21 protein-coding genes are annotated in these 24,510 nt (G+C 42.4%); 18 read left to right on the forward strand and 3 right to left on the reverse strand.

Translation table 11 applies throughout. The features are described from left to right. Positions 1 to 62 precede the first annotated feature (62 nt). From AB8516_RS17820 to ccoS, 3 genes are all read left to right on the forward strand, one after another. Positions 63 to 566: a FixH family protein gene (locus AB8516_RS17820; protein WP_108290424.1), complete on the forward strand. Its 504-nt coding sequence runs from the start codon at positions 63 to 65 to the stop codon at positions 564 to 566. Beyond that, positions 563 to 3,091: a heavy metal translocating P-type ATPase gene (locus AB8516_RS17825; RefSeq protein WP_369162551.1), complete on the forward strand. Its 2,529-nt coding sequence runs from the start codon at positions 563 to 565 to the stop codon at positions 3,089 to 3,091. The genes AB8516_RS17820 and AB8516_RS17825 overlap by 4 nt, the downstream gene beginning before the upstream one ends. 213 nt (positions 3,092 to 3,304) lie before the next feature. Beyond that, positions 3,305 to 3,508 (forward strand): cbb3-type cytochrome oxidase assembly protein CcoS, encoded by a 204-nt coding sequence (ccoS, locus tag AB8516_RS17830; RefSeq protein WP_069125165.1) that lies wholly within the window; start codon positions 3,305 to 3,307, stop codon positions 3,506 to 3,508. A 40-nt stretch (positions 3,509 to 3,548) separates the two neighbouring features. Here the strand turns inward: ccoS and AB8516_RS17835 are convergent, their stop codons facing one another. Further along, positions 3,549 to 4,229 (reverse strand): hypothetical protein, encoded by a 681-nt coding sequence (locus tag AB8516_RS17835; RefSeq protein ID WP_369162552.1) that lies wholly within the window; start codon positions 4,227 to 4,229, stop codon positions 3,549 to 3,551. Positions 4,230 to 4,590: 361 nt separating this feature from the next. On the opposite strand from AB8516_RS17835, the gene AB8516_RS17840 reads away from it, so the two are divergent. Then, positions 4,591 to 5,148 (forward strand): hypothetical protein, encoded by a 558-nt coding sequence (locus AB8516_RS17840; protein WP_108290420.1) that lies wholly within the window; start codon positions 4,591 to 4,593, stop codon positions 5,146 to 5,148. Here the strand turns inward: AB8516_RS17840 and AB8516_RS17845 are convergent. Further along, on the reverse strand, positions 5,138 to 5,509 hold the full coding sequence (locus tag AB8516_RS17845) for an Mth938-like domain-containing protein (RefSeq protein ID WP_369162553.1): 372 nt from the start codon (positions 5,507 to 5,509) through the stop codon (positions 5,138 to 5,140). The two genes, AB8516_RS17840 and AB8516_RS17845, sit on opposite strands and share 11 nt — an antisense overlap. 306 nt (positions 5,510 to 5,815) lie before the next feature. On the opposite strand from AB8516_RS17845, the gene alaC reads away from it, so the two are divergent. The 13 genes from alaC (at position 5,816) to AB8516_RS17910 (ending at position 22,084) form a co-directional block, all read left to right on the forward strand. Beyond that, positions 5,816 to 7,006, forward strand: a complete 1,191-nt coding sequence (gene alaC / locus AB8516_RS17850; RefSeq protein WP_369163326.1) for an alanine transaminase — start codon at positions 5,816 to 5,818, stop codon at positions 7,004 to 7,006. Positions 7,007 to 7,040: 34 nt separating this feature from the next. Beyond that, the gene (locus AB8516_RS17855; RefSeq protein WP_369162554.1) at positions 7,041 to 8,354 is read left to right on the forward strand and encodes a homoserine dehydrogenase; all 1,314 of its coding nucleotides are present in this window, start codon (positions 7,041 to 7,043) and stop codon (positions 8,352 to 8,354) included. 139 nt (positions 8,355 to 8,493) lie between these two features. Next, positions 8,494 to 9,636: a threonine synthase gene (gene thrC / locus AB8516_RS17860; RefSeq protein WP_369162555.1), complete on the forward strand. Its 1,143-nt coding sequence runs from the start codon at positions 8,494 to 8,496 to the stop codon at positions 9,634 to 9,636. 42 nt (positions 9,637 to 9,678) lie between these two features. Next, positions 9,679 to 10,707: a hypothetical protein gene (locus AB8516_RS17865; protein ID WP_369162556.1), complete on the forward strand. Its 1,029-nt coding sequence runs from the start codon at positions 9,679 to 9,681 to the stop codon at positions 10,705 to 10,707. Positions 10,708 to 11,680: 973 nt separating this feature from the next. Further along, positions 11,681 to 13,090: a nitrous oxide reductase family maturation protein NosD gene (locus AB8516_RS17870; RefSeq protein ID WP_369162557.1), complete on the forward strand. Its 1,410-nt coding sequence runs from the start codon at positions 11,681 to 11,683 to the stop codon at positions 13,088 to 13,090. Between the two features lie 306 nt (positions 13,091 to 13,396). Further along, positions 13,397 to 14,524, forward strand: coding sequence for a glycosyltransferase family 4 protein (locus AB8516_RS17875; protein WP_369162558.1), 1,128 nt, complete (start codon positions 13,397 to 13,399; stop codon positions 14,522 to 14,524). Positions 14,525 to 14,564: 40 nt separating this feature from the next. Continuing rightward, positions 14,565 to 16,121 (forward strand): MATE family efflux transporter, encoded by a 1,557-nt coding sequence (locus AB8516_RS17880; protein WP_369162559.1) that lies wholly within the window; start codon positions 14,565 to 14,567, stop codon positions 16,119 to 16,121. 10 nt (positions 16,122 to 16,131) lie between these two features. Then, on the forward strand, positions 16,132 to 17,346 hold the full coding sequence (locus AB8516_RS17885) for a glycosyltransferase family 4 protein (protein ID WP_369162560.1): 1,215 nt from the start codon (positions 16,132 to 16,134) through the stop codon (positions 17,344 to 17,346). Between the two features lie 88 nt (positions 17,347 to 17,434). Next, entirely contained in the window at positions 17,435 to 18,286 is an 852-nt protein-coding gene (locus AB8516_RS17890) for an XrtA system polysaccharide deacetylase (RefSeq protein ID WP_369162561.1), read from the forward strand. A gap of 21 nt (positions 18,287 to 18,307) precedes the next feature. Further along, positions 18,308 to 18,907: a hypothetical protein gene (locus tag AB8516_RS17895; RefSeq protein ID WP_369162562.1), complete on the forward strand. Its 600-nt coding sequence runs from the start codon at positions 18,308 to 18,310 to the stop codon at positions 18,905 to 18,907. A 131-nt stretch (positions 18,908 to 19,038) separates the two neighbouring features. After that, on the forward strand, positions 19,039 to 20,199 hold the full coding sequence (locus tag AB8516_RS17900) for an IS30 family transposase (RefSeq protein ID WP_369158744.1): 1,161 nt from the start codon (positions 19,039 to 19,041) through the stop codon (positions 20,197 to 20,199). 116 nt (positions 20,200 to 20,315) lie between these two features. Continuing rightward, positions 20,316 to 21,137, forward strand: a complete 822-nt coding sequence (locus AB8516_RS17905) for an alpha/beta fold hydrolase (protein WP_369162563.1) — start codon at positions 20,316 to 20,318, stop codon at positions 21,135 to 21,137. Then, complete coding sequence (locus tag AB8516_RS17910) at positions 21,134 to 22,084, forward strand: alpha/beta fold hydrolase (protein ID WP_369162564.1); 951 nt, start codon at positions 21,134 to 21,136, stop codon at positions 22,082 to 22,084. Before AB8516_RS17905 ends, AB8516_RS17910 begins: the two co-directional genes overlap by 4 nt. A gap of 117 nt (positions 22,085 to 22,201) precedes the next feature. On the opposite strand, the gene AB8516_RS17915 is transcribed toward AB8516_RS17910, so the two are convergent. After that, positions 22,202 to 23,746 (reverse strand): exosortase C-terminal domain/associated protein EpsI, encoded by a 1,545-nt coding sequence (locus AB8516_RS17915; protein ID WP_369162565.1) that lies wholly within the window; start codon positions 23,744 to 23,746, stop codon positions 22,202 to 22,204. A 304-nt stretch (positions 23,747 to 24,050) separates the two neighbouring features. On the opposite strand from AB8516_RS17915, the gene AB8516_RS17920 reads away from it, so the two are divergent. After that, complete coding sequence (locus AB8516_RS17920; RefSeq protein WP_369162566.1) at positions 24,051 to 24,494, forward strand: VOC family protein; 444 nt, start codon at positions 24,051 to 24,053, stop codon at positions 24,492 to 24,494. The last annotated feature ends 16 nt before the right edge of the window (positions 24,495 to 24,510 follow it).

A 24,510-nucleotide genomic window follows, 5' to 3' on the forward strand; every position in this document is an offset into this window, starting at 1 on the left:
GAGGGCGGGCGCAAAAGCCCGCCCTTTTTAATTGTTCTTCCAAAAAGTTATAATCCACAGCTATGACAGAGAAAAAATCAGCCTGGCAGAGTCCGTGGGTCATCGCCTGGGTGGCCATGGTGGTGATCTTCTTCACCATGAATATGATCATGATATATCTCGCCATCGACAATAATCCGGGTTTGGTGGTGGATGATTTCTACGAACGCGGCGAGGATTATGAAGAAAACATGCTCAAAAAGCAGGCAAGAAATCCCGGTTGGATCATGAGTATAGATATGCCCCGGAAAATCGATGTCGGCCAGTCGGTTGTCTGTCGTTTTTCGGTGAAGGACAAAGTGGGGAATCCCATCTCCCGGGATGGTGTGACCTTTTATGCCTATCGTCCGTCTGACGCCAAACAGGACTTTTCCGTTGCCATGAATCAAGTTGGGCCTGGTGAGTATGAAGCTGAGGTGAGCTTCCCTCTGAAGGGGGCCTGGGATACCTTGGTCAGTATTAAAAACGGGGAAGATGAATACAATACGCCCAAGCGAATTGGCGTTGGAATTGATTGGATCCCTTGAGTATCTCTCCTTTAGTACAAGCCAATCAATCAGAGGAAGACAGTCCGGAGGCCTGCTTTCACTGCAATCTGCCTGTTCCGCCTAAAGAGGATATAGTTGCCGAGATTGACGGTGAACCTCAACATTTCTGTTGTGTGGGGTGCAAAGCGGTATGCGAGGCGATCTATGCAGCGGGATTGGATGGATTCTACCTGCGCACCCCGGAAGATGGCTGTCTAGCTCCACCACCCGAAATCCCCAAGGATTTTGCACTCTACGATCTGGATGAGGTGCAGGAAGAGTTTGTCGATGACCTAGGGGAGGAGAGAGAGATACATCTGCTGATCGAAGGCATTCACTGTGCCGCCTGCGTCTGGCTCATTGAGCATACCCTCAATGCCGAAGCCGGAGTAACCTCGGCCCAGGTCAATCTGTCTGGGAAGCGGCTGCATGTGAAATGGCACAATAGCGCCATCAGTCTGTCCCGGATCATCAAACGTCTAGGCCAGATAGGTTACGCGGCGGTACCGTACGACCCGGAGATTGCTGAGGGTTCGCTGAAAAAGCAGAACCGCAATTTACTCTACCGCATGGCCTTTGCCGCATTCGGTATGATGAATCTGCTCTGGGTATCCATAGCACTCTATTCGGGCGCAAACGAGGGGGAGTTCCGCTCCCTTTTTCACTGGATCGGATTTGCTCTGGCAACACCAGTGTTGCTCTACTCCGGTTACCCCTTCTACCGTGGTGCCTGGTCCGGTTTGCGCAATCTCCATCTGGGCATGGATCTACCCATCGCCATCGGTGCGTCGATCACCTATCTCTATTCTGTCTATGTGACTGTTACCGGGAGCCTGATAGGCGAGGTCTACTATGACACAGTGGTCAATTTCCTGTTTGTTATTCTGGTCGGCCGCTATCTGGAGGCGATCTCTAAACGCCAGGCGGTAGCAGCAACACAACGTCTGCTGGACCTCCAGCCCCGGGTGGCAACCTGCCTGGTGGATGGTGAGGAGAAGATCGTTCCTATCCGGGCTGTCGGTACCGACGACACAGTCATGGTCAAACCCGGTGAAAGGATACCCGTAGACGGTGTTGTCACCAACGGGCAAAGCAGTGTCGACGAGGCTATGCTCACGGGAGAGTCCCAGGCAGTCAATAAGAAGGAAGGCGACATAGTTTCTGCGGGCACCATCAATGCTCATGGTGTTTTACAGGTTAAGGTTACCGGTTCCCTGAAGAATACTGCGCTTGGGCGTATTATACGTCTGGTTGAGGAGGCTCAAGGTTCCAAGGCCCCAATCCAGTGTCTTGCAGATCAGATTGTTCCCTGGTTCGTGGCGGTAACACTGCTATTGGCGACGGCGACCTTTCTTTTTTGGGTCGATAGCTCCTTTGAAGTGGCGTTATTGGCCGCCACTTCAGTGCTCATTATCACCTGTCCCTGCGCCTTTGGCTTAGCAACGCCCATGTCCATCGCAGTGGCATCCGGACTGGGTGCGAAATACGGCATTTTGGTTAAGAACGGTGAGGTGCTTGAAACCCTATCATCGATTAATCATGTTGTCTTTGACAAGACAGGCACCCTGACAGAGGGTGGCATGTCGGTGGTCGGGATCTATACGGAAGAGGCTGAATGGGAAGCGAACCAAACCACCCCTCCAGCCGAATCCGTGGTTGAGCTTATGCAAAAGGCATTCGCCATAGAGCGGTTTTCCGAGCACCCTACTGCCCAGGCGGTTACAAGTTGGTACCAAGCGTTTGCATCGGGAACAACCCGATTGAAGGGGAGAGAGTTTAGATATAGGCCTGGCCTGGGTGTCTCTGGGATTGTGGCGGATCAGCAACTCTGTGCCGGTAATTCGGTGATGATGGGTAACGAAGGGCTAGCACGATCTGACCGGCTTGAACAGCTAGCCCGGCAATTGGGAGAACAAGGCGTTGGCTCATTTTACATCGGCATAGATGGCCGCCAGGTCGGATTGATTGCGGTCGAGGATAGGATACGGCCGGATGCCAGGGAGTTGATCTCTGATCTCAAGGCAGAGGGTCTGCATCTCACCTTGCTGAGCGGTGATCGCCAACAGGCAGCAGAGGCGATTGCGCATCGTCTGGGGGGAATGGACGTGATTGCTGAGGTATTGCCGGAGGAGAAAGATCAGGTTGTGCGGCGACTGCAGGAACAGGGGCAACGAGTGGCAATGGTGGGTGATGGCGTCAATGATGCGCCGGCCTTGGTTCGGGCGGATGTGGGCATTGCAATGGGATCAGGAACCGATGTATCCATTGCCAGTGCGGATATAGTGTTGATGAGTAGTGAACTGGAGAAGGTGAGGCTGGCCATTGGTCTCTCCAAACGGACTCTTTTGACCATCCGTCAAAATATCGGTATATCAATCGTCTACAATATCATTATGGTTCCGCTGGCCATGGCGGCGTTTGTCACACCATTGGTCGCTGCTATTTCGATGCCACTCAGTTCACTGGCGGTAATTGGAAATTCGGCGCGTATACGAACTTTATTCAAGGGTGTTAGAGCACAGTAACAATATCTGCGAGCCCGTGCTGGAGTGGTTATAACCTGAAACAGACAGGCATATTGTTTCAGCAACCTGTAAACTGTACGCGAGAGAAACGGCAGGATTGAACGTCGATTGTTTTCGTCAGTATAAGAAAGCCGGGAGTCCGCCTGATCGCCAGGCAGACCTGGAGGTATTACTGCCTCGGTTTGTGGTTAGTCAATCTATTGGAGCAGCTAGATGGATGTCATTTATGGTTTGATACCCGGCATGATTCTTTTAGGACTTGCAGCAGTCGGAGTACTGTTTTGGGCAGCCCGAAGTGGCCAGTTTGATGACCTGGACGGGGAAGCCCACCGTATTCTGATGGACGATGACATCAAAACGACTAGGAAGAAGACAATACCCAAACAGATGATGCCGGATGCTGAAGATCAGGAGTGACTGATCAGGATCGATTGGGTCTGTGTGAACAGGCCCCAGGTCATTCCCCCATTTCATCTGTGTTGTGCGTGATATGTTCCACAAAGGACGGGATTCTCTCCAGAGGCATATATTGAATCAGCTCTTTTCCTTCAGGATTGACTCCAATACTCAGGCCTTTATGGGGATAGATCCAGTGTGTCACCCCACTCTCACCCTCACTGATTCTCTCCGAAGGTTCGCCGAATCGGCTGAGAATGAGTGATTCATCCAGATTGGCTGCGGGTACGTAGTTGATCAATTCGATAGGAAGGTTGGCCGCCAGGAGTTGGTCTTCACTGGATAATTCAACTTTATGTATGGTCTCGGATGTCCTGCTGATACGGGATCCCCGGTTGAACAATCCTTGCAGTTGGGCTGTTTCAGCCTTCAGAACCAATATAATGTCAGCCCGTAAACCGCTCAGGAAGACCCTCTCAAAGTAGGCTTCCAGCGCTGGATCTCCGGTTTCGGCAAGAAACATATTGATTTCTCCCTGCTCCTGAAAGACTTCACGGGCATCAACAAGTCGGCTGCGATTCAGGGTAAGATCGAACACTTCAACTTCATTGCTTGCATTGATAGTAATATCCCAAGGCAGTCTGGGATTAGTGTCTACTGTACGACCGCCAGGCAAAAGTATCGCTAGAGCAATCGCTACCAGCGACAACGAGACAACCCAAAAAATTATCTTTTTTTCCATATGTAAATCCGATACCAGAATTATCTTTTCAATGATCGACACCGATGAGATTTGTGCCAGGTTGTGCGCACCTGTGTATATTTGCCCAACCGCCTCTAATCTTGCAGGAATTCTACCTTGGGAAGCGGTATTTCGCTTATAACAATTCTCAAAGAGCATCCATGTTTCGGTATGGTGATCTATATCATACTGTTTTTACTACTTAATCAGCAAAATAATGGCTTGTGAAAAAGCTGATTAATGAGATTGAGGGGTGAATAGGTGTGCAATCTTTCCGCTGGTTACAGCTTTGTAGTGATGCATTCATACAGATCCGGTGGTAGTCTCATATTTCAGTTGATGATCGTTTAGGCTCAGATAGATGAAATTCGAGATTTCCGATGATTTGGTGCATAAAGCCAAGATTCCACACGATATCTTTCTTACCAATCTGATCGGTAACCATATCCTGTGGTTTGTGGCGGCGTTGGGACTTGTTCGCTCATACTGGCAACCCCTGGCACTGGTACCCATCTTCTCTTTCGTGGCGCTCTTTTACACACTATGGCGGGCCAGGAAATCACAGGATCACTGGTATGTCTGGGTGCATTGGCAGATTGCGGCTGAGCGCAGCCGTATCTTTATCTATATGTTGCTGGCCGTTCTGGTTGTCTGGTTTTTGGGTTGGATCGGATTTACCTATTTCGATATGAAAAAGGTTGCTGTGATGGCACTGATCGGAGGGGTTGGTATATTGCCTATTATGGTCACGGTATTGATTCTGATTCTCATGGAATCTGATGCATTGCACCAGGCATCATCGTGTCGATTGGGTAAAAGCGCGGTGAAAAGATATCCCTATCCAGAGGATGTTGTTGTTCTGGAGTATGACAGTGATGAGGATGCTCATGTCGAAGCGGAGGAAGGGGTTAAATCATAAACAGCGCGGCGGCCACTCGACGCCCCTCTGACATCAGTATATTGTAGGTTCGGCAAGCCGCGGCCGTATTCATTACTTCAAGTCCGATCTGGTTCTGCATCAGTGGCTGTGTCAGGCTGGGATGCGGAAAGTGTTGTCTGTCACCGGTTCCCAGAATGACGATTTCTGGAGAGAGTTCAGCGAGAAAGCTGAAATCCTCCTGGCTGAGATCGAGAAAACCACCGGGACGCCATGCTGAGATGATCCGGTCAGGGAGCACAATGCAGTTTTCTCTGTAAATGACCCCGCTGACGGTGACTTCACCCTGATCATAGCGTTGAATTGAGAGGCCATCGCTGGCCTCGTCGAGTATGAATTTCATGCGCAGACCATACCCTATTCAAACCTAGGAAAAAAGTCAGTTTCCGGCCGATCAATGGTTGCTGAGCGAATACGGTGTATCTTGAATTCTGTTTTCCAACGGGACGTAACTCTAACTTTCCATGCGGCAATCGCCTTGCAGTGGATCGCTGGTGTAATGTTCTTTACGTTCACGGCACGAAACCACTGATCGGACTTATCAATCTGGATCTATCTCATCTTGTCAATTGATCTTTGATAGTGGGTCAGTTAACTTTACCTCTTTTAACCCATTAGAAAAGTCGAGGTTCTCGTGTCAACGCCAGAGATGGAAGAGTTCCGCAGAATCAAGCGGTTGCCGCCCTATGTGTTCGCTATTGTCAATGAACTCAAGGCGGCGGCACGAGCGCGTGGGGAGGATATCATCGACTTCGGCATGGGAAACCCGGATCAGCCAACACCCCAGCACATAGTCGACAAGTTGTGTGAAGTGGCGAACCGAAAGGATACCCATCGCTACTCCATGTCAAAAGGCATACCTAGGTTGCGCCGTGCTATGAGCAACTGGTACAAATCCCGTTACGATGTGGCGCTGGATCCCGAGACCCAGGTGATTGCCACAATTGGCTCAAAAGAGGGTCTGGCCCATCTTGCACTGGCCTGTATGGGGCCGGGTGATTCGGTGTTGGTGCCAAATCCGGCCTATCCCATACACCCCTACGGCTTCATCATCGCAGGCGCCGACGTGCGTCACGTACCAATGGTGCCGGGAATCGATTTTTTCGATGAACTGGTGAAGTCAATCAAAGACTCCTGGCCGCGTCCAAAAATGCTGGTGCTCAATTTTCCAGGGAATCCAACCACACAATGTGTCGATCTGGAATTTTTCGAGAAGGTGGTGGAGATTGCAAAAGAGTACAATATCTGGGTTGTGCATGACCTGGCATATGCCGATATTGTTTTCGACGGTTATGTGGCGCCTTCAATTCTGCAAGTGCCCGGAGCTGACGAGATAGCCGTTGAATTCTACTCCTTGTCAAAGAGCTACAACATGCCCGGTTGGCGGGTTGGATTTATGTCGGGTAACAAAACCCTTGTTGCTGCCCTGGCTCGGATTAAATCCTATCTGGATTATGGTACTTTCACGCCGATTCAGGTGGCGGCAATAGCTGCTCTTGAAGGACCGCAGGATGTGGTTAAAGAGATTTGCGGTATGTACCAGAACCGTCGTGACGTACTCTGTGACGGTATAAATAATATCGGCTGGCAGGTGGAAAAACCCAAAGCGACAATGTTCGTTTGGGCGCCTATTCCAGATGCGTATAAATCAATGGGATCGCTTGAATTTTCCAAGAAACTTCTGAGTGAAGCTAAAGTGGCGGTCTCCCCAGGTATCGGTTTCGGTGAACATGGTGATGACCATGTAAGGTTCGGATTAATAGAAAATGAGCACCGGACCAGGCAAGCTGTGCGTGGAATCCGTGATATGTTTCGTAATGATGGTTTAAAAGCCTCATAAACTAATTGGACTTATTACAGCAGGAGTAGAGATCTTGAATCCAGTTAAAGTTGGTTTGTTGGGACTCGGGACCGTGGGTGGTGGTACGCTGAATGTTCTGACCCGCAATGCCGATGAAATCGCTCGTAGGGCAGGCCGGGGCATCCAGATTACCCATGCGGCAGCAAAACAATACGACCCCAGTCAGCTCATCGGACTCGAGAATGTGGAGGTTACCGATGATGCGTTTTCCGTGGTGGAGAACCCAGAGCTGGAGATTATCATTGAGTTGATCGGAGGTTATACCCCTGCACGAGAATTGGTCTTGAAGGCTATCGAGAATGGCAAGCATGTCGTCACCGCCAATAAGGCGTTGATTGCCATGCACGGCAATGAAATCTTCGAAGCGGCTCAGCAAAAGGGTGTTATGGTTGCCTTTGAGGCCGCCGTTGCGGGTGGAATTCCAATCATTAAAGCGGTTCGTGAGGGATTGGCGGCAAACCATATTGAGTGGATTGCGGGAATTATCAATGGCACCGGCAACTTCATACTCTCAGAGATGCGTGACAAAGGGCGTGAGTTTGCCGATGTCCTCAAAGAGGCACAGGCTTTGGGTTACGCTGAGGCGGATCCGACCTTTGATGTGGAAGGTATCGATGCTGCACACAAGTTGACGATCCTCGGTTCCATTGCCTTTGGTATTCCACTCCAATTCGAAAAGACCTATACCGAAGGTATTACTAAAATCGAACCGCAGGATGTCGAGTATGCAGATCAGTTTGGCTATCGAATAAAGCACCTTGGTATTACTCGCAAGACAGAGACAGGGATCGAGATGCGGGTCCACCCGACCATGATTCCCAGACGTCGTCTCATAGCCAATGTGGACGGCGTTATGAATGCCGTGTTGGTTAAAGGCGATGCGGTAGGCCCTACCCTATACTATGGTGCGGGAGCCGGCTCAGAACCTACAGCGTCGGCAGTTGTGGCGGATGTGGTCGATGTCGTGCGCATGTTGACTACAGATCCGGAAAACCGTGTACCGCATCTTGCATTTCAACCAGGTAAATTGGTTGACTTGGCGATATTACCCATCGAAGAGGTGGAAACCACTTTTTACTTACGTATGCAGGTTGTCGACAAGCCGGGAGTGGTTGCTAAAATTGCCAGCATTCTGGCTGAATCGCAGATCAGTATCGAAGCGATTCAGCAAAAGGAACCCAACGAAGGGGACAATACCGTTCCATTGGTTATGCTGACGCAGAAAGTCATCGAGAAACAGCTAAACAAAGCTATCGCGGAAATAGAGCAACTGGAAACTGTATTTGGGCAAGTGATGCGAATACGCGTCGAACGCCTCGATGGTTGAACTGTGATTTCATAAGCTTGTGAAGCCATTGTAAACGTACCGGATTCGAATACTCACAATTGTTCGATAGCAGCATTCAAATCATAATATTGATCTGATCTCTTCGATACAGTAATTAGTTTTTTTTGAGGTTTATATCATGCCATTCCGTACCCGCTATACAGGATTGATAGAAAGATACCGCGACAGACTGCCTGTTCATGATGACACCGGGATAATCAGTCTTGGTGAGGGTAATACACCGCTTATACGTCTTAACAACATCCCCCGACAGCTCGAGAGGGACGTGGATATCTATGTCAAGTACGAAGGGTTGAATCCAACAGGCTCCTTCAAGGACCGTGGCATGACCATGGCTGTAACCAAGGCTGTGGAAGAGGGAAGTAAAGCGATCATTTGCGCATCGACCGGAAATACTTCGGCTGCGGCTGCTGCATATGCAGCACGTGCAGGTATCACAGCATTTGTCTTGATACCGGACGGAAAGATAGCCATGGGAAAACTTGCTCAAGCAATGATGTATGGTGCGGTTACAATTCAGATCAAAGGGAATTTTGATGATGGTATGCGGTTGGTAAAAGATGTTGCCTCGCATGCCCCCGTAACCATAGTCAACTCGATCAATCCATATCGCCTGCAAGGCCAGAAAACCGCCTCTTTTGAGATCGTTGAGGAGTTGGGGCATGCACCCGACTATCATTGTTTACCGGTTGGGAATGCTGGGAACATCACTGCGCACTGGATAGGTTACCGTGAATACAGCTGCACCACGGCGGATCATGTTACTGAGGCATGTGCTTACTGTAACGGGAAATGTAAATTTGCGGGGGGTGCGGTTACAGGCAAACAACCAGTAATGGTAGGCTACCAGGCCTCCGGTTCAGCGCCATTTTTACGCGGGGGGCCTGTAAAAGATCCCGATACAGTCGCTACTGCGATACGTATTGGTAATCCGCAATCATGGAATCAGGCCTGGAAAGTCAAGGAAGAGTCTGGAGGTTGGTTCGATGAATGTACAGATGAGGAGATCCTGGCCGCACAAAAACTCCTGGCACAGCAAGAAGGCGTATTTTGTGAACCAGCTTCAGCCACATCACTGGCAGGCGCCATGCGTGATGTCAAATCAGGAAAAATCCCCGAGGGTTCAAGTATCGTGTGTACATTAACCGGTAATGGACTCAAGGACCCGGATACGGCGATACAACAATCAACATCACCTGTGCTCACGATTGATGCTGAACTTGACGAGGTTAAGCGAGCTATTTTAAAAAATATGGAATAGCGACGGATTCTCTGAATTGCCGGATTGCAATGTATATCTTATATGAAAGATACGAGGCACATCCATCTGCTCTTGCCAGATATACTCTGGCCACAAGAGGAAAACAAACTCGAAAAGCCACCAGTCAGACCCACTACGCTTGAAAAGATATTGACACGTTCAAAAGTCGTTCCTTTCCATGGCAACGATTTGACGGTAACACTGTTTAATTTATTCGGGATCGCGAGTGATTCAGGCTCTGACTATCCGGTTGGCGCTGTTTCATATTATGGTTATGGTGGTGTACCGGCCAAAAGGTGTTGGGCAAAAGCAACCCCGGTACATTTAATGGCAGACGGGGATAGGGTTTTATTGCTTGGCCCCGATCAATTAGATATTAAGCAAAATGAAGCAGAGAACCTAGCCAGGGATTTCAATGATCATTTCAAACAGGATGGGCTGTCTCTTTTTATTCAATATCAGGATGACTGGTATTTGCAGCTTCCTGAATGCCCGGAATTAATAACATACGATATTGATTTTGTGCTTGGGCGCCATATTGAAAACTATCTACCCAATGGTACTGATAGACCTGACTGGTTGAATATTTTTAATGAAACTCAAATGCTGTTTCATCAAAGTGACGTAAATCAACAAAGAATGGCGTTGGGGCGTGCCACGATAAATGGGTTGTGGTTTTCTGGATTTGGAGGATTGCCCGCTACAGGTCAGGGATATGACGCAATATATTCCTCATTACCGCTGGCAAAAGGATTGGCGCGACTCTCGAATACAATTCATTATGAACCGCAAAACGTCTTTGATGAGATCGGATGTATCGATGGAGAGACTATTATTATCTATATGGGATTTGCAGATTCCAAAAGGACTCTAGACCTTGCCCAATGGGAAGATGCCTTAATGCATACCAATGACTGTCTTGACAGAGTATTCAACGGCAAGTCCTGCGAAGAATTCTCTATTTACAATTGTAGGGGTGAAGCCTTTCTCTTAAGCAGGAAAAGACTGAGAAGAGGCTTTTGGAAACCCAACAAAAATATTTTCAGTGCCGCAAAAGGAAAAAGGGGATAGGTTTTACGCCAAATTCCTGATTGCACGAGTGCCTGCTGGACCAGTCTAGAGTTTGAGCACTGTTCATCTTATGTGACTCACAGTTTTCCGCGTATTTAATATGGGTAAATTGTAAAAGTCATGATATGGCGATAAACAATAACCGAGGACAAGTGATGCACTCACTCACCCGGCATACTGCTTATAGGGTGTCTGATAGATTTACCTGTTTCTGGGAAATAGATTTGTAGCTACTAGGTGAAACTGCATACCTGTACAGCTGTATGACTGAAGACTCAAAATAGGCATGCTTGCATTATGAGTATTAACTTATTGATTAAAAAGGATATTAATCCTTCTGTACAGAACTGGTATTGGATAAGATCTGCACAATTGGACATGAATCCGTTAATGAATTGGTTAAAGTCTATTATTTAAGGAAGTAGGGGACTTAGTGTATTAATTCGGTTGTCAGAAAGGACCTTAAATCCTGAATGGACCAGCGGTAATACTGCATTGCAATAGTATTTTGTGAACTTAATCATATCCAATTGCGAACTGACGCATGGAGAAACTACTATTAACTGCCGATAATAGCTTTAGATTGAGTTTTTGACACACTACAACGCCGGGATGTTTGTTAAGTGTTTGGCATGGTTTCACTGAGCTGGTAAATGTAAAATATGTTATTTATCAATATTTTATGGAGTCATACTCAAGCACCCGGAGAGCCCTGGTTGTCAGGTTTGTTGAATCAACCCGTTTGGTTGATTGCTAATGGTTACAAACGACACAATGTGATGATAATTCCATGAGTCGAGGCCTAAAGTATCGATAGCTTGATTAAAGGCTAACATGATTATTGGAAAATTTATGAGTCGACTTTCCTGATAGAAATGCAGTGAATTAAATTCTCTCTCAAGGGCCACTATATGCATCACACAAGTTACAACTACTGTAATATACACAATCTATGATTGTTGAGGGTAATATCATGAAGAAGCTGTTAATTTTTACATCACTATGTCTTGCCTTCTCAGTCGCACAGGCAAAAACGCTCTATGTCGACAATAGTACCGGCAACGATAGTACCAGTTACGAAGCTAACAGCAGTTCGAATCCCTGGGCGTCCCTTGGACGGGCCGCATGGGGAAGCACTTCCTTAACAAATACGAATACTGGTCAGGCCGCCCGTGCCGGTGATGTCGTGATAGTCAGGTCCGGTAGTTATAATGTCAGCTCAGGGACAGGTGAAAGATATATTCCTGTTTACAATCCTGCTAATTCAGGAACAAGCGGTAATCCAATTGTATTCAGGGCAGAGGGTAATGTAGTTTTGAGCTCCAGCACTAATACAATAGGTGAGCCGATTATAGGCACATATGCAAGGAGCCATATCGTCTGGGATGGCTTTATACTAGATGAGAGAAATATCAACACAAAATCGGATACAGGGCCGGTTGTTATATGGAACTCGGACAATGTAACCATTCAAAACCTAACTGTAAGAGGTATAACGTCTAGCTGGAATGACAACCACAATGCCATTCGAATTGAGCGGTCCAGAGATTCGTTAGTTCGTAACAATACACTTTACGGTACAAGGAATGCGGGCAGAAACAGAAATGGATCATCGATCATGCTCTATTATTCCAATAATATAACAATAGAAAACAATGACATCTCAGATAGTAGTGGTGGAATATTCGTGAAAGGGGCCAATGGTGGGCCAATGACGATCAGATACAACTATCTCCATAATATCGATGCTGAAGGTATTGCCATAGGTGGACTGGGCACTGCGTCGGAGCAGTATGGCGGAGAAATTTACCAGAATATCATTCGCGATAGTGCCGCCGGCATCACTTTTATTGGTTACGATTCATATAGTCCTGCCAATATTGATGTTGTAAACAATACATTCTATAACTGCTCGAATGGTGGTCTCTTCTTCAAACCCAGTACAAACGGTTATAGAGATCTCGTATTTGCCAACAATATTTTTGTCGGCAACACGCGCGGTATACAGGCAGAGGATATTTCTAATCTAAGCAGTATGACGTACAGAAATAATCTTTATAGTGGTAATGGAGTAACTTCTCGTGTCAACTACAGCAATTACAGCTTTTCGAGCTGGCAGAGTAGCTTCAACAAAGACACTGTAGGTTCTATTTCCACGGATCCGGCCTTTGCTGATACAGCGGGCAATACCCTGACTCTTTCGAACAACTCTCCGGCAATTAACGCTGGTGTAGACATTCTGAACCTGCAGGGTCGTGGAACAGGCGCTAGTATCAACTTAGGTGCGCATATCACCAGCAATGATGTTATAGGTGTAACTGGTACATTGCCTGAGCCGCCGGCTCCCAGCGCAGTACCGCCGAGCCCGGCAGTTTTGTATTAATCACTGATAAACAACTAAGTGCAACAGCGGGATACCACGGATATTATCCGAGGTATCCCGCTTTTTTTTTTGTCAAATAATTAAAAAAACAGCTGAACAAGTAGTCATTTCCATGTCAAATTCAGTTGTATCGGCCTCAAGAATCAATTTCCCGACCCTATTATTCTGTCCTTATCAGTTATTGGCAGCTATTTAGCTCGTCCTTTTGTTTTCGTGACCATCATGACATACTTGGTAAGCTTTTTTTGCTACCTGCGTTGGTATTTAATATGTATAACAAAATCAGTATGTTAGTAGGGAATAAGAATGAAAGGGCGCTATAAAATTCTGATTACGATCAGTGAATTAATTCATAGTTCGCAGGTACGCAATTTATACGATCTTTTATCAATTATAGATACAGATGTTTTTGATGTTGAAGTCGGTGCGCTAGCTACCGGCAATGAAGCTCAGGCGGATATTGAGAATTTAGGGTTTGAAGTGTTTCGCCTCAGACTCCAGCCCACACGTGGTTTTACATTAGAGAAATTAGTGGATCTGATTAAAGGTCCGTTTATTATTAGAAATAGAAAGTATGACTTAGTACATTCATTTTTATACCAATCCCTTTTTACCGAACCATTCTTTTTTAAACTCCTAACAAACTCAAAATATATATATACTAAATCCAATTTGGAGTGGAATAATCACCCAAAAAACTGGCATAAAAAATCGCAACTTGCCGATAGGATAATCAGTATTTCAAAAGCTACGGATGAATTATTGATAGATCAGGGATTTGCTGAAAAAATTAAAAAAATTTATTTAGGAATAGATACTGAGTATTTTAAATATTCAATGGAAAAAGGAGCTACATTCCGATTGGATAATGATATACCCGGTAATGCGGTTGTCTTCGGTTGTGCTGCACAGTTTATTGAGTTGAAAGAGCACATAACATTACTAAAGGCATTTGAGAGTTTAGCGGGAGTAAACAAGAATATATATCTAATCTATTGCGGGCCGAATCATAGGAATGAATATTATAACAAGTTTAAGTCCGAAATGGAGCGGTCCAAATATAGTGATCGTATCAGGGAGTTGGGTTCATTAAGTGATATGCCCAGTTTTTATTCCGCGATTGATTGTTTTGTCCTTCCGAGCAGATTCGAAGCGTTCGGTTACGTTTATGTAGAAGCAATGAGTTGTGGTATTCCTGTGATTGCATGTAGAGCAGGCGGGCCGTTGGAAATTGTTATCGACGGAGAAACCGGATATTTTTCGGAGGTGTCTGATCCATCGGATTTAGCAAGAAAAATGTCGATTTATCTGGAGAATGAAGACCTTCTGGAAAAACACGGCAAACAAAGCAGGCAAAGAGCTGTAGAAATATTTTCCAAAGAAACAATGGCAAGAAAAATGATGGACCTATACATAGAGACAATCGAACAATAGAAATCCATCTATCGACTATTCTGTTTTAAATATTTCTGCAATGATAGATAAAAAAAAGCTATTCAAGAATATCTTTTCAAACTGGGCCAATCTCGGTGTAAATATAGTTATATCGTTTTTTTTAGCGCCATTCATAGTCCATAAACTGGGAAACATTTACTACGGTGTTTGGGTAATTGTTATGCAGTTTACAGGTTATCTTTATCTATTGGATTTTGGTGTAAGGGAATCAATCATTCGCTATGTGTCAAAGTATAAAACTCAAAGGAATATTGACGAGTTAAATGAGGTACTCAGCTCAGGTCTGATTTTGTATGGTGGTATTGCTGTACTGTGTCTATTGATATCTATTGTTTTCTCTTATTCATATCCATATATTTTTGAAGTAGATAACGTAGATCTATCAACAATAAGCATGGTGGTAATTATTTGTGGCCTGACAATCGCTCAAACAATAGCTTTCAATGTCTTCAATGGCATTTTGATGGGTCTTCAAAGGTATGACATATTTAATAAAATTGGAATAATCTTTGCTTTTGTAAGGTTGGGTCTGATTCTCTATTTCCTGAATTTGGGATATGGAATTATAGCACTTTCACTAATACAATTAATAATCGGCCTTGCAAATAACTTAAGTATCTATTTTTTCTCAAAACACTTACTTGAAAAAAACAATATTCCGTTCCGCTACTCCAGAACACCACTAAAAACCAAACTGCCTATCCTCAAGAAATTATACAATTACAGCGTATACGTTTTAATAAACAATCTGGGACAAAAAGCAATATTTTATACAGATGCGTTGGTAATTGGCGCCTTCTCTTCCGTTGTGTCAGTTACATTTTATGCTATTGCGGGAAATTTAATTGAGTATCTCCGTCGCTTAATTATGATGAGCAATAGCGTTTTAAACCCGGTCGCAAGTGAGCTGGAGGCAAGCAGCAAAACAGAAAACATTGATAGTTTAATTATCAATGGCAGCAAGCTTTCCCTGCTATTGGCCCTTCCGATATGTATCGTTTTTTTCTTACTGGGAGATATGTTTATTGGTATTTGGATGGGGGAGGAGTATGTTGAACGATCATCAATTGTACTATATATACTTGCATTCAGTACTTTAATAGCAGTACCTCATACAACCATAAGCAGTATATTGTATGGAATAAATAAGCATAAAATAATCGCGAATCTGCGAATATATGAAGCAGTATCAAATCTGGCTTTGAGTGTAGTGCTGATCCACTACTTGGGGATAGCTGGTGTCGCATTAGGGACTGCAATACCTCAGGCCTTGTTTATGGTAATTGCGCTTCCGATTTTGACTAAAAGGGAAGTGAATTTTGATTATAAAATATATTTAAAAAATGTATATCTATTACCATTTTTAGCATCTTTGCCATTTATTGGGTCTATCTATTATATAAGTACAAATTACGCAACTGATTCTATGATTATATTTTTTACTTGGATATTGGTATTATTGCCGATATATATTGTTTCTGTATTTTTGATTTGTTTTAACAGCAGTGAGAGAAACCTGTTCACGAGTTATATAAATAGGGTGATGATGAGCAGATTTTCCAGAAGAAACAGTTAACAGATTGACAATGATGGGAAATGTAAAAAAAATAATGTATTGCGAGGGTAATACAGACGGTACTGTAGGGGGTTCATTTTATAGTTTATTGTACCTAACCAGTGGGCTCGATAGAACGAAATATGATCCGATGGTCGTTTTCCATGATGAACATTCCCTTTTACCGGAATATAAAAAAGCAGGTGTAAAGACTCTAATAGTACCGCCATATAAACCAATAAGTTTAGTATCAGACAATAAGTACCTAGCAAGGCTAAAAGTTATCTTCACAATATTACAGAAACCAGTGAATTTACTTGGATACCTGTTTATTTCCAGTATCAGAAAAAAAAGACTTCTAATAAAAAATAATATCGATCTACTACACTTGAACAATTCCGTATTAAGGAATAATGATTGGATGATTGGCGCATACCTAGCAGGAATACCGTGTATAACACATGAACGGGGTATCAATGATCATTATCCCCTGATATCAAGATTATTGGCTGCTAAGCTGAAAGCCATAATAAGTATATCCAAGTCTGTAACTGACACCTTGAAAAGAAATGGTATTGCCAATGAGAATATTGTAACAATACACAATGGTATTGATCCGAAAGCAGTTATTGGAAAAATTACAAATCAGGACATTCTAAAAAAACTGGGCTTAAATGAAGATCAACAAATAATAGGTGTGATGGGTAACATCAGGGAGTGGAAAGGGCAGGAAGTCGCTGTAAGAGCAATGCGAAAAATCGTGGATGAGTATCCGAATACTGTATGTCTGCTTATTGGTGATACAGCTAAAGAGGATATTTATTATAAGGATAGATTACACGTACTTATTAAGGAATTAGGTTTAGGATCAAATATTATATTTACAGGATATATAAAAAACGTATCAGACTATCTCAATATATTACAGATAGTACTACACACCTCTATCGAACCTGAGCCTTTTGGGCGTGTTCTGATAGAAGCCATGTCTCTTTCAAAACCACTGGTCGCAGCTGATGATGGGGCGGTACCGGAAATCGTCGTAAACGAAAAAACAGGATTAATTTTCAAGCCTGGAGACCATGAGCGTCTCGCAGAGTTGGTTATTAAGCTATTGCAGCACAAAAAGTATGCCGAAAACATTGGAAAGGAGGGATATAAAAGATTACTGGAGTATTTTCATATAAATGTGAATGTAGAAAAGACACAATTACTATATGATAAGATACTTTCAAATGAAATATGATTAATATATTGTATGGTCTTAGTAAAATAACTTTTAGTTTTTAAATAACATGCAACAGAATCACTTGAATTCCGACGGACGTTGACAGATGTTAGTAAATGCGATGACAGTGGATGTAGAAGACTACTATCAGGTGTCTGCGTTTGCAAAAAATATAGATAAAAGTGAATGGGAGAAATACCCTTCCAGGGTTAATACAAATACTAATTGGCTGTTGGATCATTTTGATGAGCACAATATCAAAGCTACTTTTTTTGTATTGGGATGGGTTGCTGAAAGAGAGAATCAGCTAATAAAGCGTATCTCAGATTTGGGGCATGAAGTGGCGTGTCACGGTTATAGGCATGACTTAATATATAACCAGACAAAGCAGGTATTCAAAGAAGAAACCATAAAGTCCAAGTCTATATTGGAAGATCTGATTGGTAAGCCGGTGAATGGCTACAGAGCCGCAAGCTACTCAATAACGGCAGATTCGGTCTGGGCAATCGATATTTTATGCGAGGCCGGGTTTACCTACGACTCAAGTATTTTTCCGATTGTTCATGACCGATATGGTATCCCCAATGCTGAGACCGTCCCGCACAAATATTGCACAGATTCAGGTAATGAGATAATTGAATTCCCACTTTCTACAGTTGGTATTGGTAACAAAAGATTGCCAATCAGTGGTGGAGGTTATTTCAGACTTTTTCCCTACTGGGTGACGCTGCAAGGATTGAAGATGGTTAACAAAAAGAATATCCCCTTTATTTTTTATATGCATCCATGGGAAATCGATGTTGACCAGCCAAGGATTAAGTCCTCACTGCTTTCAGAATTCAGGCACTATCAAAATTTGGATAAGTTTAAGCCAAGGCTTAAGCGCCTGATAAACCAATTCGAATTTAGCACTGTAGAAGAGGTACTTTATAAATATGGACTACTGAGTAAAGGTTAATATGATATAAAAGATTGGATAATGCATAATTTCGCAACAAGAATAATCAATTCTATCATCAGAAGAGCACAGCATATCATTATATTAATGCGTGCAAGAAAAAAGAGTAGAGAATCAATAAGTAATAGAGAAGGAAACAATATACTCGTACTTTGTTACGGTAATATCTACCGCAGCCCATTGGCCGAATATTTGCTCAAGATATTTTGTTCATCAGAAACATTTAATATTATGTCTGCCGGCTTTCATAAGAAAGAGAACAGAACATGTGAACCTGAATACCTGCAGATACTTGAAGAGTATGGTTACGATCTGTACGAACACAGATCAAAAATCGTCAGGCCTTCTGATATAAAATGGGCAGATATCATTCTTATTATGGATAGATATAATTTTGATATGCTAAAAAAAATGGATCGTGATTGTATAAGTAAGACAATGTGGATTGGCGCATTTTCAAAAAGAAAAAGTGTAGAAGTACAAGATCCATATGATAAGGGATACGATTTTACTAAAGATGTAATAAGCGATATTGAGATGTGTATAAGGGATATATGTTTAGAACTGTCAAGTAACCAGGCAGTTGTTGATAATCGCGCACTCAAAAATCAAAATATATGATAAATTCTCCGATAATAAGCGTTGAAGAGCTGGATTGTTAGATGAATTATATAAATTTTCAAAAAATGCACCGGTAGATTCAATTGGTCAATGCAACACTTCATGTTTCAATGATGAATTTGGAGTGAATAATGGCACAACGAGGGCGACCAGGGTTATCCCATGACCTAAAACAAGAAGTATGGAGAAGATGGAGATCAGGTGAGTCTCTCAGCGACATTGCGAGAGCGGTAAATAGCCAGCCTGGTTCGATTTTTGGGATATTAAGACTTCATGGCGGTATTTCACCAGCTAAACGTTGTCGAGCAGAGAATTCATTGACACTATCTGAGCGTGAAGAGATATCGAGAGGGCTAAGTGCCGGGAAGTCAATGCGTGCCATCGCTACGGACTTAAGGCGCTCGCCATCGACTATTAGTCGAGAAATTGCTAGAAATGGAGGTGCTCAGAGATACCGAGCGATCCAGGCCGACGAGAAAGCTTGGGACAGGGCTAGACGCCCTAAATTATGCTTACTGGCATTAAATGGTCGTCTTCGAAGAACGGTTACCGAAAAACTTGCTTTGGACTGGTCACCAGAGCAAATTAGTGGATGGCTTAAGAAGACATTTTCAGATGATGAAAATATGTACGTTTCACACGAAACAATTTACCGTAGCATCTATATCCAGGCACGAGGTGTACTAAAGAAGGAACTACAGAAGCATCTGAGAACTCAGCGAATTTTCCGTCAGTCCCGTTACAATAATCTTAGAGGTATTCCCAGGGGGAAGATTGTTGATGCCGTTTCAATTAGTGAACGCCCACCTGAAATAGAAGATCGTGCGATTCCAGGGCATTGGGAAGGTGATTTGATTGCAGGTAGTGCAAATACGCACATAGCGACCTTGGTTGAGCGAAAATCTCGCTTTGCTATGCTAATCAAGGTGACTGGAAAAGATACAAATACTGTTGTTTCCGCAATCAGCAGACACATTAAAAGACTACCAGTTGAGCTACGTCAATCAGTCACTTGGGATCGTGGGTCCGAGATGGCCAATCACAAGGACTTTACCGTAGCGACTGATGCAAAGGTGTACTTTTGTGATCCAAGTAGTCCTTGGCAGCGCGGGACTAACGAAAATACCAATCGATTGTTGCGTCAATATTTCCCTAAAAAGACGGATCTATCAGTTTATACACAAAGGGAGCTTAGCCAAGTAGCCAAGAAGCTAAATCAACGACCGAGAAAGGTATTGGATTTTCAAACACCAGCAGATACATTACAGCAGTGTGTTGCGCGGACCGATTGAATTTACACCAGTGAACATTAAGTGAGACAGTGAATTTATGACTTTTTTAATTTGTTCATTATATTTAAAATACAAACTATAAATATTAACCCCGGCAAATAGTGACCCAGACTACTATGGAAGAAAAGATTGATTTCATTCATATAAAGAATGAAAAAATATTCACGGTTTTCCATATTCCCGATAAAACAGATGTTAAAAAGGCGTTTGTTTTTCTTCATCCGTTTGCGGAAGAAAAATTATGGAGTCACAGAGTTTACGTAAGTTTTGCAAGAGAACTTGCCAGCCAAGGCTATTATGTGGCCAGATTCGATTTTAGAGGACATGGTGATAGTGATGGTGATTTTGTAGATTCTACATTTGAAAAGCATGTTGAAGACATTGATGCTGTAATCAATCACCTAAAAGTTAAGTTTCAAATTATGGACATTAGTCTGTTTGGACTCAGACTTGGTGCTTCACTGGCAACGGCTTATGCTTCTTCTAAAGATGAAATTAGAAATCTCATTCTATGGGATCCAGTGCTGAATGGTGAAAGGTATATGCAAGAAATATTGCGTAGTAATCTTGCAGCACAGATGGCATTGAAGGGTAAAGTAGAAATAACCAGGGATGACCTGGTTGAGCAAATGAAATCAGGTAGTCCAATTAACATTGAGGGTTATTTATTGACATATGATTATTACAATCAGCTGTCAGGGCTCGATCTACTTCGGCTGGATCATAAGAAGTCAATCAACTGTTTGATTAACCAAATAGTACGAAACCCTAAACAACCTCAGAACAAAGCATATGCTGAATTCATTGAACAATTCAGTGTGAAATCTGAATTAGTGAAATCACACGAGGAGCAATTCTGGAAGGAAATAAAGACCTTCTATCAATCTGCTGAAAATCTGAACTCTTCAACACTATCCTGGATGCATGATTTAAAATGATCTCAACTCCGGTAACCATAAAAAACAGGAACGGTTTAAAATTATACGGAATTCTTGAACAGTCTGAATCACCAGTCAAGGATACTGCCATATTGTTACTTTCGCCCGGCATAAAAATGCGTGTCGGACCTCATAGAATGTATAATAAATTGTCAAAAGTCTTCGTAGACAAGGGGTTTACTGTCTTAAGGTATGATTTTTATGGATTAGGGGATTCAGAAGGTGCTTTAGATCAAAAAGTCCTTGTCGATGTTTATAACAGTATTCAGAATGGGCGGTATATAGATGACACGATAGACGCAATGGACTGGCTTGGGACTACATATAATATTGATAAGTTCGTTTTAGGTGGTCTCTGTGGAGGAGCCATTACAGGTATGCTTGCAGGGAGTACGGATGAAAGGGTGAAAGGCTTGATAGCACTTGGCCTAATCAACGTTTTTGAGGGTGGAGAGGATAATTTCTCGAAGTTCGTGACCGAAGGACAGCTGGAAGATTTGAAAAAAGGTTACATAAGCAAATTAACAGACATAGATTCGTGGAAGCGTATCATCACACTTAAAAGTGATTTTAGAACAATATTTAAAATACTATTAAAACCAATAAGAGTGATTTCCAATAGTATAAGAGAGAGTATGAGCGCCAGCTCGAAGAAGAAAATAGAGTTCGTACATGATGAAACCAGTAACACAAATCCCAGGTTTGCACCAACATTCTTTTCAATGTTACAACAATCGAAGAAGATGCTTTTAGTGTATAGTGGAGGCGATAGATTGCTCTGGGAGTTTAAGGAAAAATTCGAGAATATATATAAATCTCATTTATCAGAATATTCACATATATACGAACTACATACTATTCCGGAAGCGAATCATATCCTTTCACTATCTGAGTGGGAGGAATCTATGCATAAACTTGTCGAAGAATGGTTAGATAAAAACTTTTAAAAAAAATTTATTTGAATTTATGCATTTCAGTCAAGTTAAGAGAATATACCTATTCTTCATAAGCGGGGCATGTAACTGATCTTATTCGAAACGAGTTACGAAAAGGGAAGGTATTATCTATAAAGCTTCGTCAAGCCTTGCCAATTGTGTTTTGTAATATGTGAAACTATCCTTAAAGAAACCTGTAAGGATGCGCCTTGTAGTATCAAGGTCGGTGCTTATAGGTGAAGAAATAATAAAAACGGTTTCGCTTTTTTGTCCAGATAGTGAGTTTACTATACCTAGTAATTTGGCTGTCAGTTCTTCATGCGTCAATTTGTCATCTATATAATACCAATTCCAAATAACACGCTTTTGCAAATACTGATTGGAAACTATAGTTTCTGCAACAGTATATGTTTTGCCACTGTCTGATAAAATATCTATTGCACGTGTTTCCACTAGTTCCCAGTTGTTTGTATCATATGGAACATTTAAATCACTAATTAATTCTTTGCCTTGCGACTGTTTTACGAAGGTGCCGATAAACAAATCTACATTTCCAGATTTATTTGAGTAACTTGTAAATAGGTTGTAATCTGATTGTTGCCAGTTAGGTCGCCATGATTGAGTTGTTGTAGTCCGATTCCAACCCTGTATTGTTGAATTTAAATCGATGGATTTAATGTCCATATCAGAGTCAGGATTGGCGTAAAGAGGAATCAATAATGGTCCTGTGCTGGAAGCTAGTAATAACAATACAGATATTGAAATTATTTTAGCCTGACTGGTTGATTTTGGATTTGAATCATTGTCTCGTATGCGGTTTTTAGCAACAGAATCACCTGTGCGGTTGTCCATATCGATCCGGCCTAAAAAAAGCAGGTAAATCATAAAGAAAATGCCAAAAACAGCCCATCCTAGCCAAATGTGGTCCTCTAATAGGGAGTGCGTCATATTCGTATAATGACCAGAGAGTACGACGATATATATTCGAACTGAGTTAGACAAAAAGGCTATTAAAGAGGCAAAAAGAATGCAAAGAAGTGACGCTCTTAGTGAGTAGTTGTAATAAAATATGTAAAGTGCTGCAGTGGTAATGGCAGCAATTTGATATCGAAGCCCGCTACATGTATCACCTACCTCAAAAATACCCTCGGGAATATGTATAAAGTATCCCTCCTGATAGGATGTGTAGCCCGTTAATTTAAGCAGCTTATCAACTAATATGGCAGTTGGTGTTTGTAGAGGCTCAGAAAATAAAAACCATAAGGGTACGGAGCTTAGCAGGATTAATATCGGGAATGAGAGCCGTAGAGTTTGTTTAAAACCAAAAAGGCTATATATATAGAATGATAGTATAAGAATAAAAAGAATCTGAGATGCTATTTGTATATATATGGATTCTGAAATATACCAGAATACCCCGAGAATTACTAAAATCAATGTTGGGAAAGGTCGAAATTCAATGCTTGATGTATATCGTTTTAATTTCCACTCATGTAAGAATAGATAAAAAGATATCGGAAGTAGCAATAGGCCGTGAGAATAGAGACTGTTTTCAGCAGTCCAATTATTATAAATACTAATAGCAGTAGAATGATAAAGGATAAATAATACTAATATTCCCAAAAAAAGCGATAAATCATAAATATAATAATTGCTAGGCGTCGATTTAGACATTTTGAGGATTTTCTTTACGGCATATAATGATTGCACGGTTAGCATGCATATTTGTATTGTAATATTAAAACTTTTTATTGATCTATTCCAGGTATAATATTAAATGCTGAATATAATATTTGATCCTTCTTATGAATGTATATTGGAGAGATCATATTTAAATCTGACTTGCCTTCACTATACAATAATTACAAAAAGAAGTGTTGTATCATGTGAATTATAATTCATGGCCGCAGAAATCAATTTATGAGACTATATATTCATAAATAAGCAGATATTCTTTAACCATAATTTATGTATTGATATGAATATTGACCACATTTGTATAGCTGTTAGATCTATAGACAGGGCTATTCCAAGAATTGCAGATATGTTTGGATATACTCAAAAAACAAACAAAATCACAAATACACGGCAAAAAGTAAATGTCGTGTTTTTAGAGAAGCAGGAATCGCTTGATATTAAACTGATAGAGCCTTCGAGTCCCGATTCCCCCTTAATTGAAAGTTTAAAAAAGGGAGAAGGTCTACACCATATCTGTTTTAAAACTGATAAAAGTGTGTCGTTGGAGTTGGATCTTTTAAAACAGAAGGGGCTTAGAGTGTTGGCGGATGCGGAAAAAGGCGAGGCTTTTGATGATGAGCTGATAGCATTTATATATGCTGGTTTTGGTTTAAATATAGAGCTTATAGATACTGACAAAAGGCGGGGGTTAATAAATACTCTAAATAATGATGAGTATAATTAACTCAAAATATAATAAT

Source organism: Candidatus Thiodiazotropha sp. LNASS1 (assembly GCF_964212655.1).
Taxonomy (GTDB): domain Bacteria; phylum Pseudomonadota; class Gammaproteobacteria; order Chromatiales; family Chromatiaceae; genus Thiodiazotropha.

What these genes read in the sequence shown, in the direction of transcription:
- AB8516_RS17820 (WP_108290424.1), top strand. Translation starts at nt 63, where the DNA reads ATGACAGAGAAAAAATCAGCCTGGCAGAGTCCGTGGGTCATCGCCTGG.
- AB8516_RS17840 (WP_108290420.1), top strand. Translation starts at nt 4,591, where the DNA reads ATGAAATTCGAGATTTCCGATGATTTGGTGCATAAAGCCAAGATTCCA.
- thrC (WP_369162555.1), top strand. Translation starts at nt 8,494, where the DNA reads ATGCCATTCCGTACCCGCTATACAGGATTGATAGAAAGATACCGCGAC.
- AB8516_RS17845 (WP_369162553.1), bottom strand. Translation starts at nt 5,509, where the DNA reads ATGAAATTCATACTCGACGAGGCCAGCGATGGCCTCTCAATTCAACGC.
- AB8516_RS17895 (WP_369162562.1), top strand. Translation starts at nt 18,308, where the DNA reads ATGCATAATTTCGCAACAAGAATAATCAATTCTATCATCAGAAGAGCA.
- alaC (WP_369163326.1), top strand. Translation starts at nt 5,816, where the DNA reads ATGGAAGAGTTCCGCAGAATCAAGCGGTTGCCGCCCTATGTGTTCGCT.
- AB8516_RS17885 (WP_369162560.1), top strand. Translation starts at nt 16,132, where the DNA reads ATGATGGGAAATGTAAAAAAAATAATGTATTGCGAGGGTAATACAGAC.
- AB8516_RS17880 (WP_369162559.1), top strand. Translation starts at nt 14,565, where the DNA reads ATGATAGATAAAAAAAAGCTATTCAAGAATATCTTTTCAAACTGGGCC.
- AB8516_RS17900 (WP_369158744.1), top strand. Translation starts at nt 19,039, where the DNA reads ATGGCACAACGAGGGCGACCAGGGTTATCCCATGACCTAAAACAAGAA.
- AB8516_RS17870 (WP_369162557.1), top strand. Translation starts at nt 11,681, where the DNA reads ATGAAGAAGCTGTTAATTTTTACATCACTATGTCTTGCCTTCTCAGTC.
- ccoS (WP_069125165.1), top strand. Translation starts at nt 3,305, where the DNA reads ATGGATGTCATTTATGGTTTGATACCCGGCATGATTCTTTTAGGACTT.
- AB8516_RS17905 (WP_369162563.1), top strand. Translation starts at nt 20,316, where the DNA reads ATGGAAGAAAAGATTGATTTCATTCATATAAAGAATGAAAAAATATTC.
- AB8516_RS17920 (WP_369162566.1), top strand. Translation starts at nt 24,051, where the DNA reads ATGAATATTGACCACATTTGTATAGCTGTTAGATCTATAGACAGGGCT.
- AB8516_RS17865 (WP_369162556.1), top strand. Translation starts at nt 9,679, where the DNA reads ATGAAAGATACGAGGCACATCCATCTGCTCTTGCCAGATATACTCTGG.
- AB8516_RS17835 (WP_369162552.1), bottom strand. Translation starts at nt 4,229, where the DNA reads ATGGAAAAAAAGATAATTTTTTGGGTTGTCTCGTTGTCGCTGGTAGCG.
- AB8516_RS17890 (WP_369162561.1), top strand. Translation starts at nt 17,435, where the DNA reads ATGTTAGTAAATGCGATGACAGTGGATGTAGAAGACTACTATCAGGTG.
- AB8516_RS17910 (WP_369162564.1), top strand. Translation starts at nt 21,134, where the DNA reads ATGATCTCAACTCCGGTAACCATAAAAAACAGGAACGGTTTAAAATTA.
- AB8516_RS17915 (WP_369162565.1), bottom strand. Translation starts at nt 23,746, where the DNA reads ATGTCTAAATCGACGCCTAGCAATTATTATATTTATGATTTATCGCTT.
- AB8516_RS17875 (WP_369162558.1), top strand. Translation starts at nt 13,397, where the DNA reads ATGAAAGGGCGCTATAAAATTCTGATTACGATCAGTGAATTAATTCAT.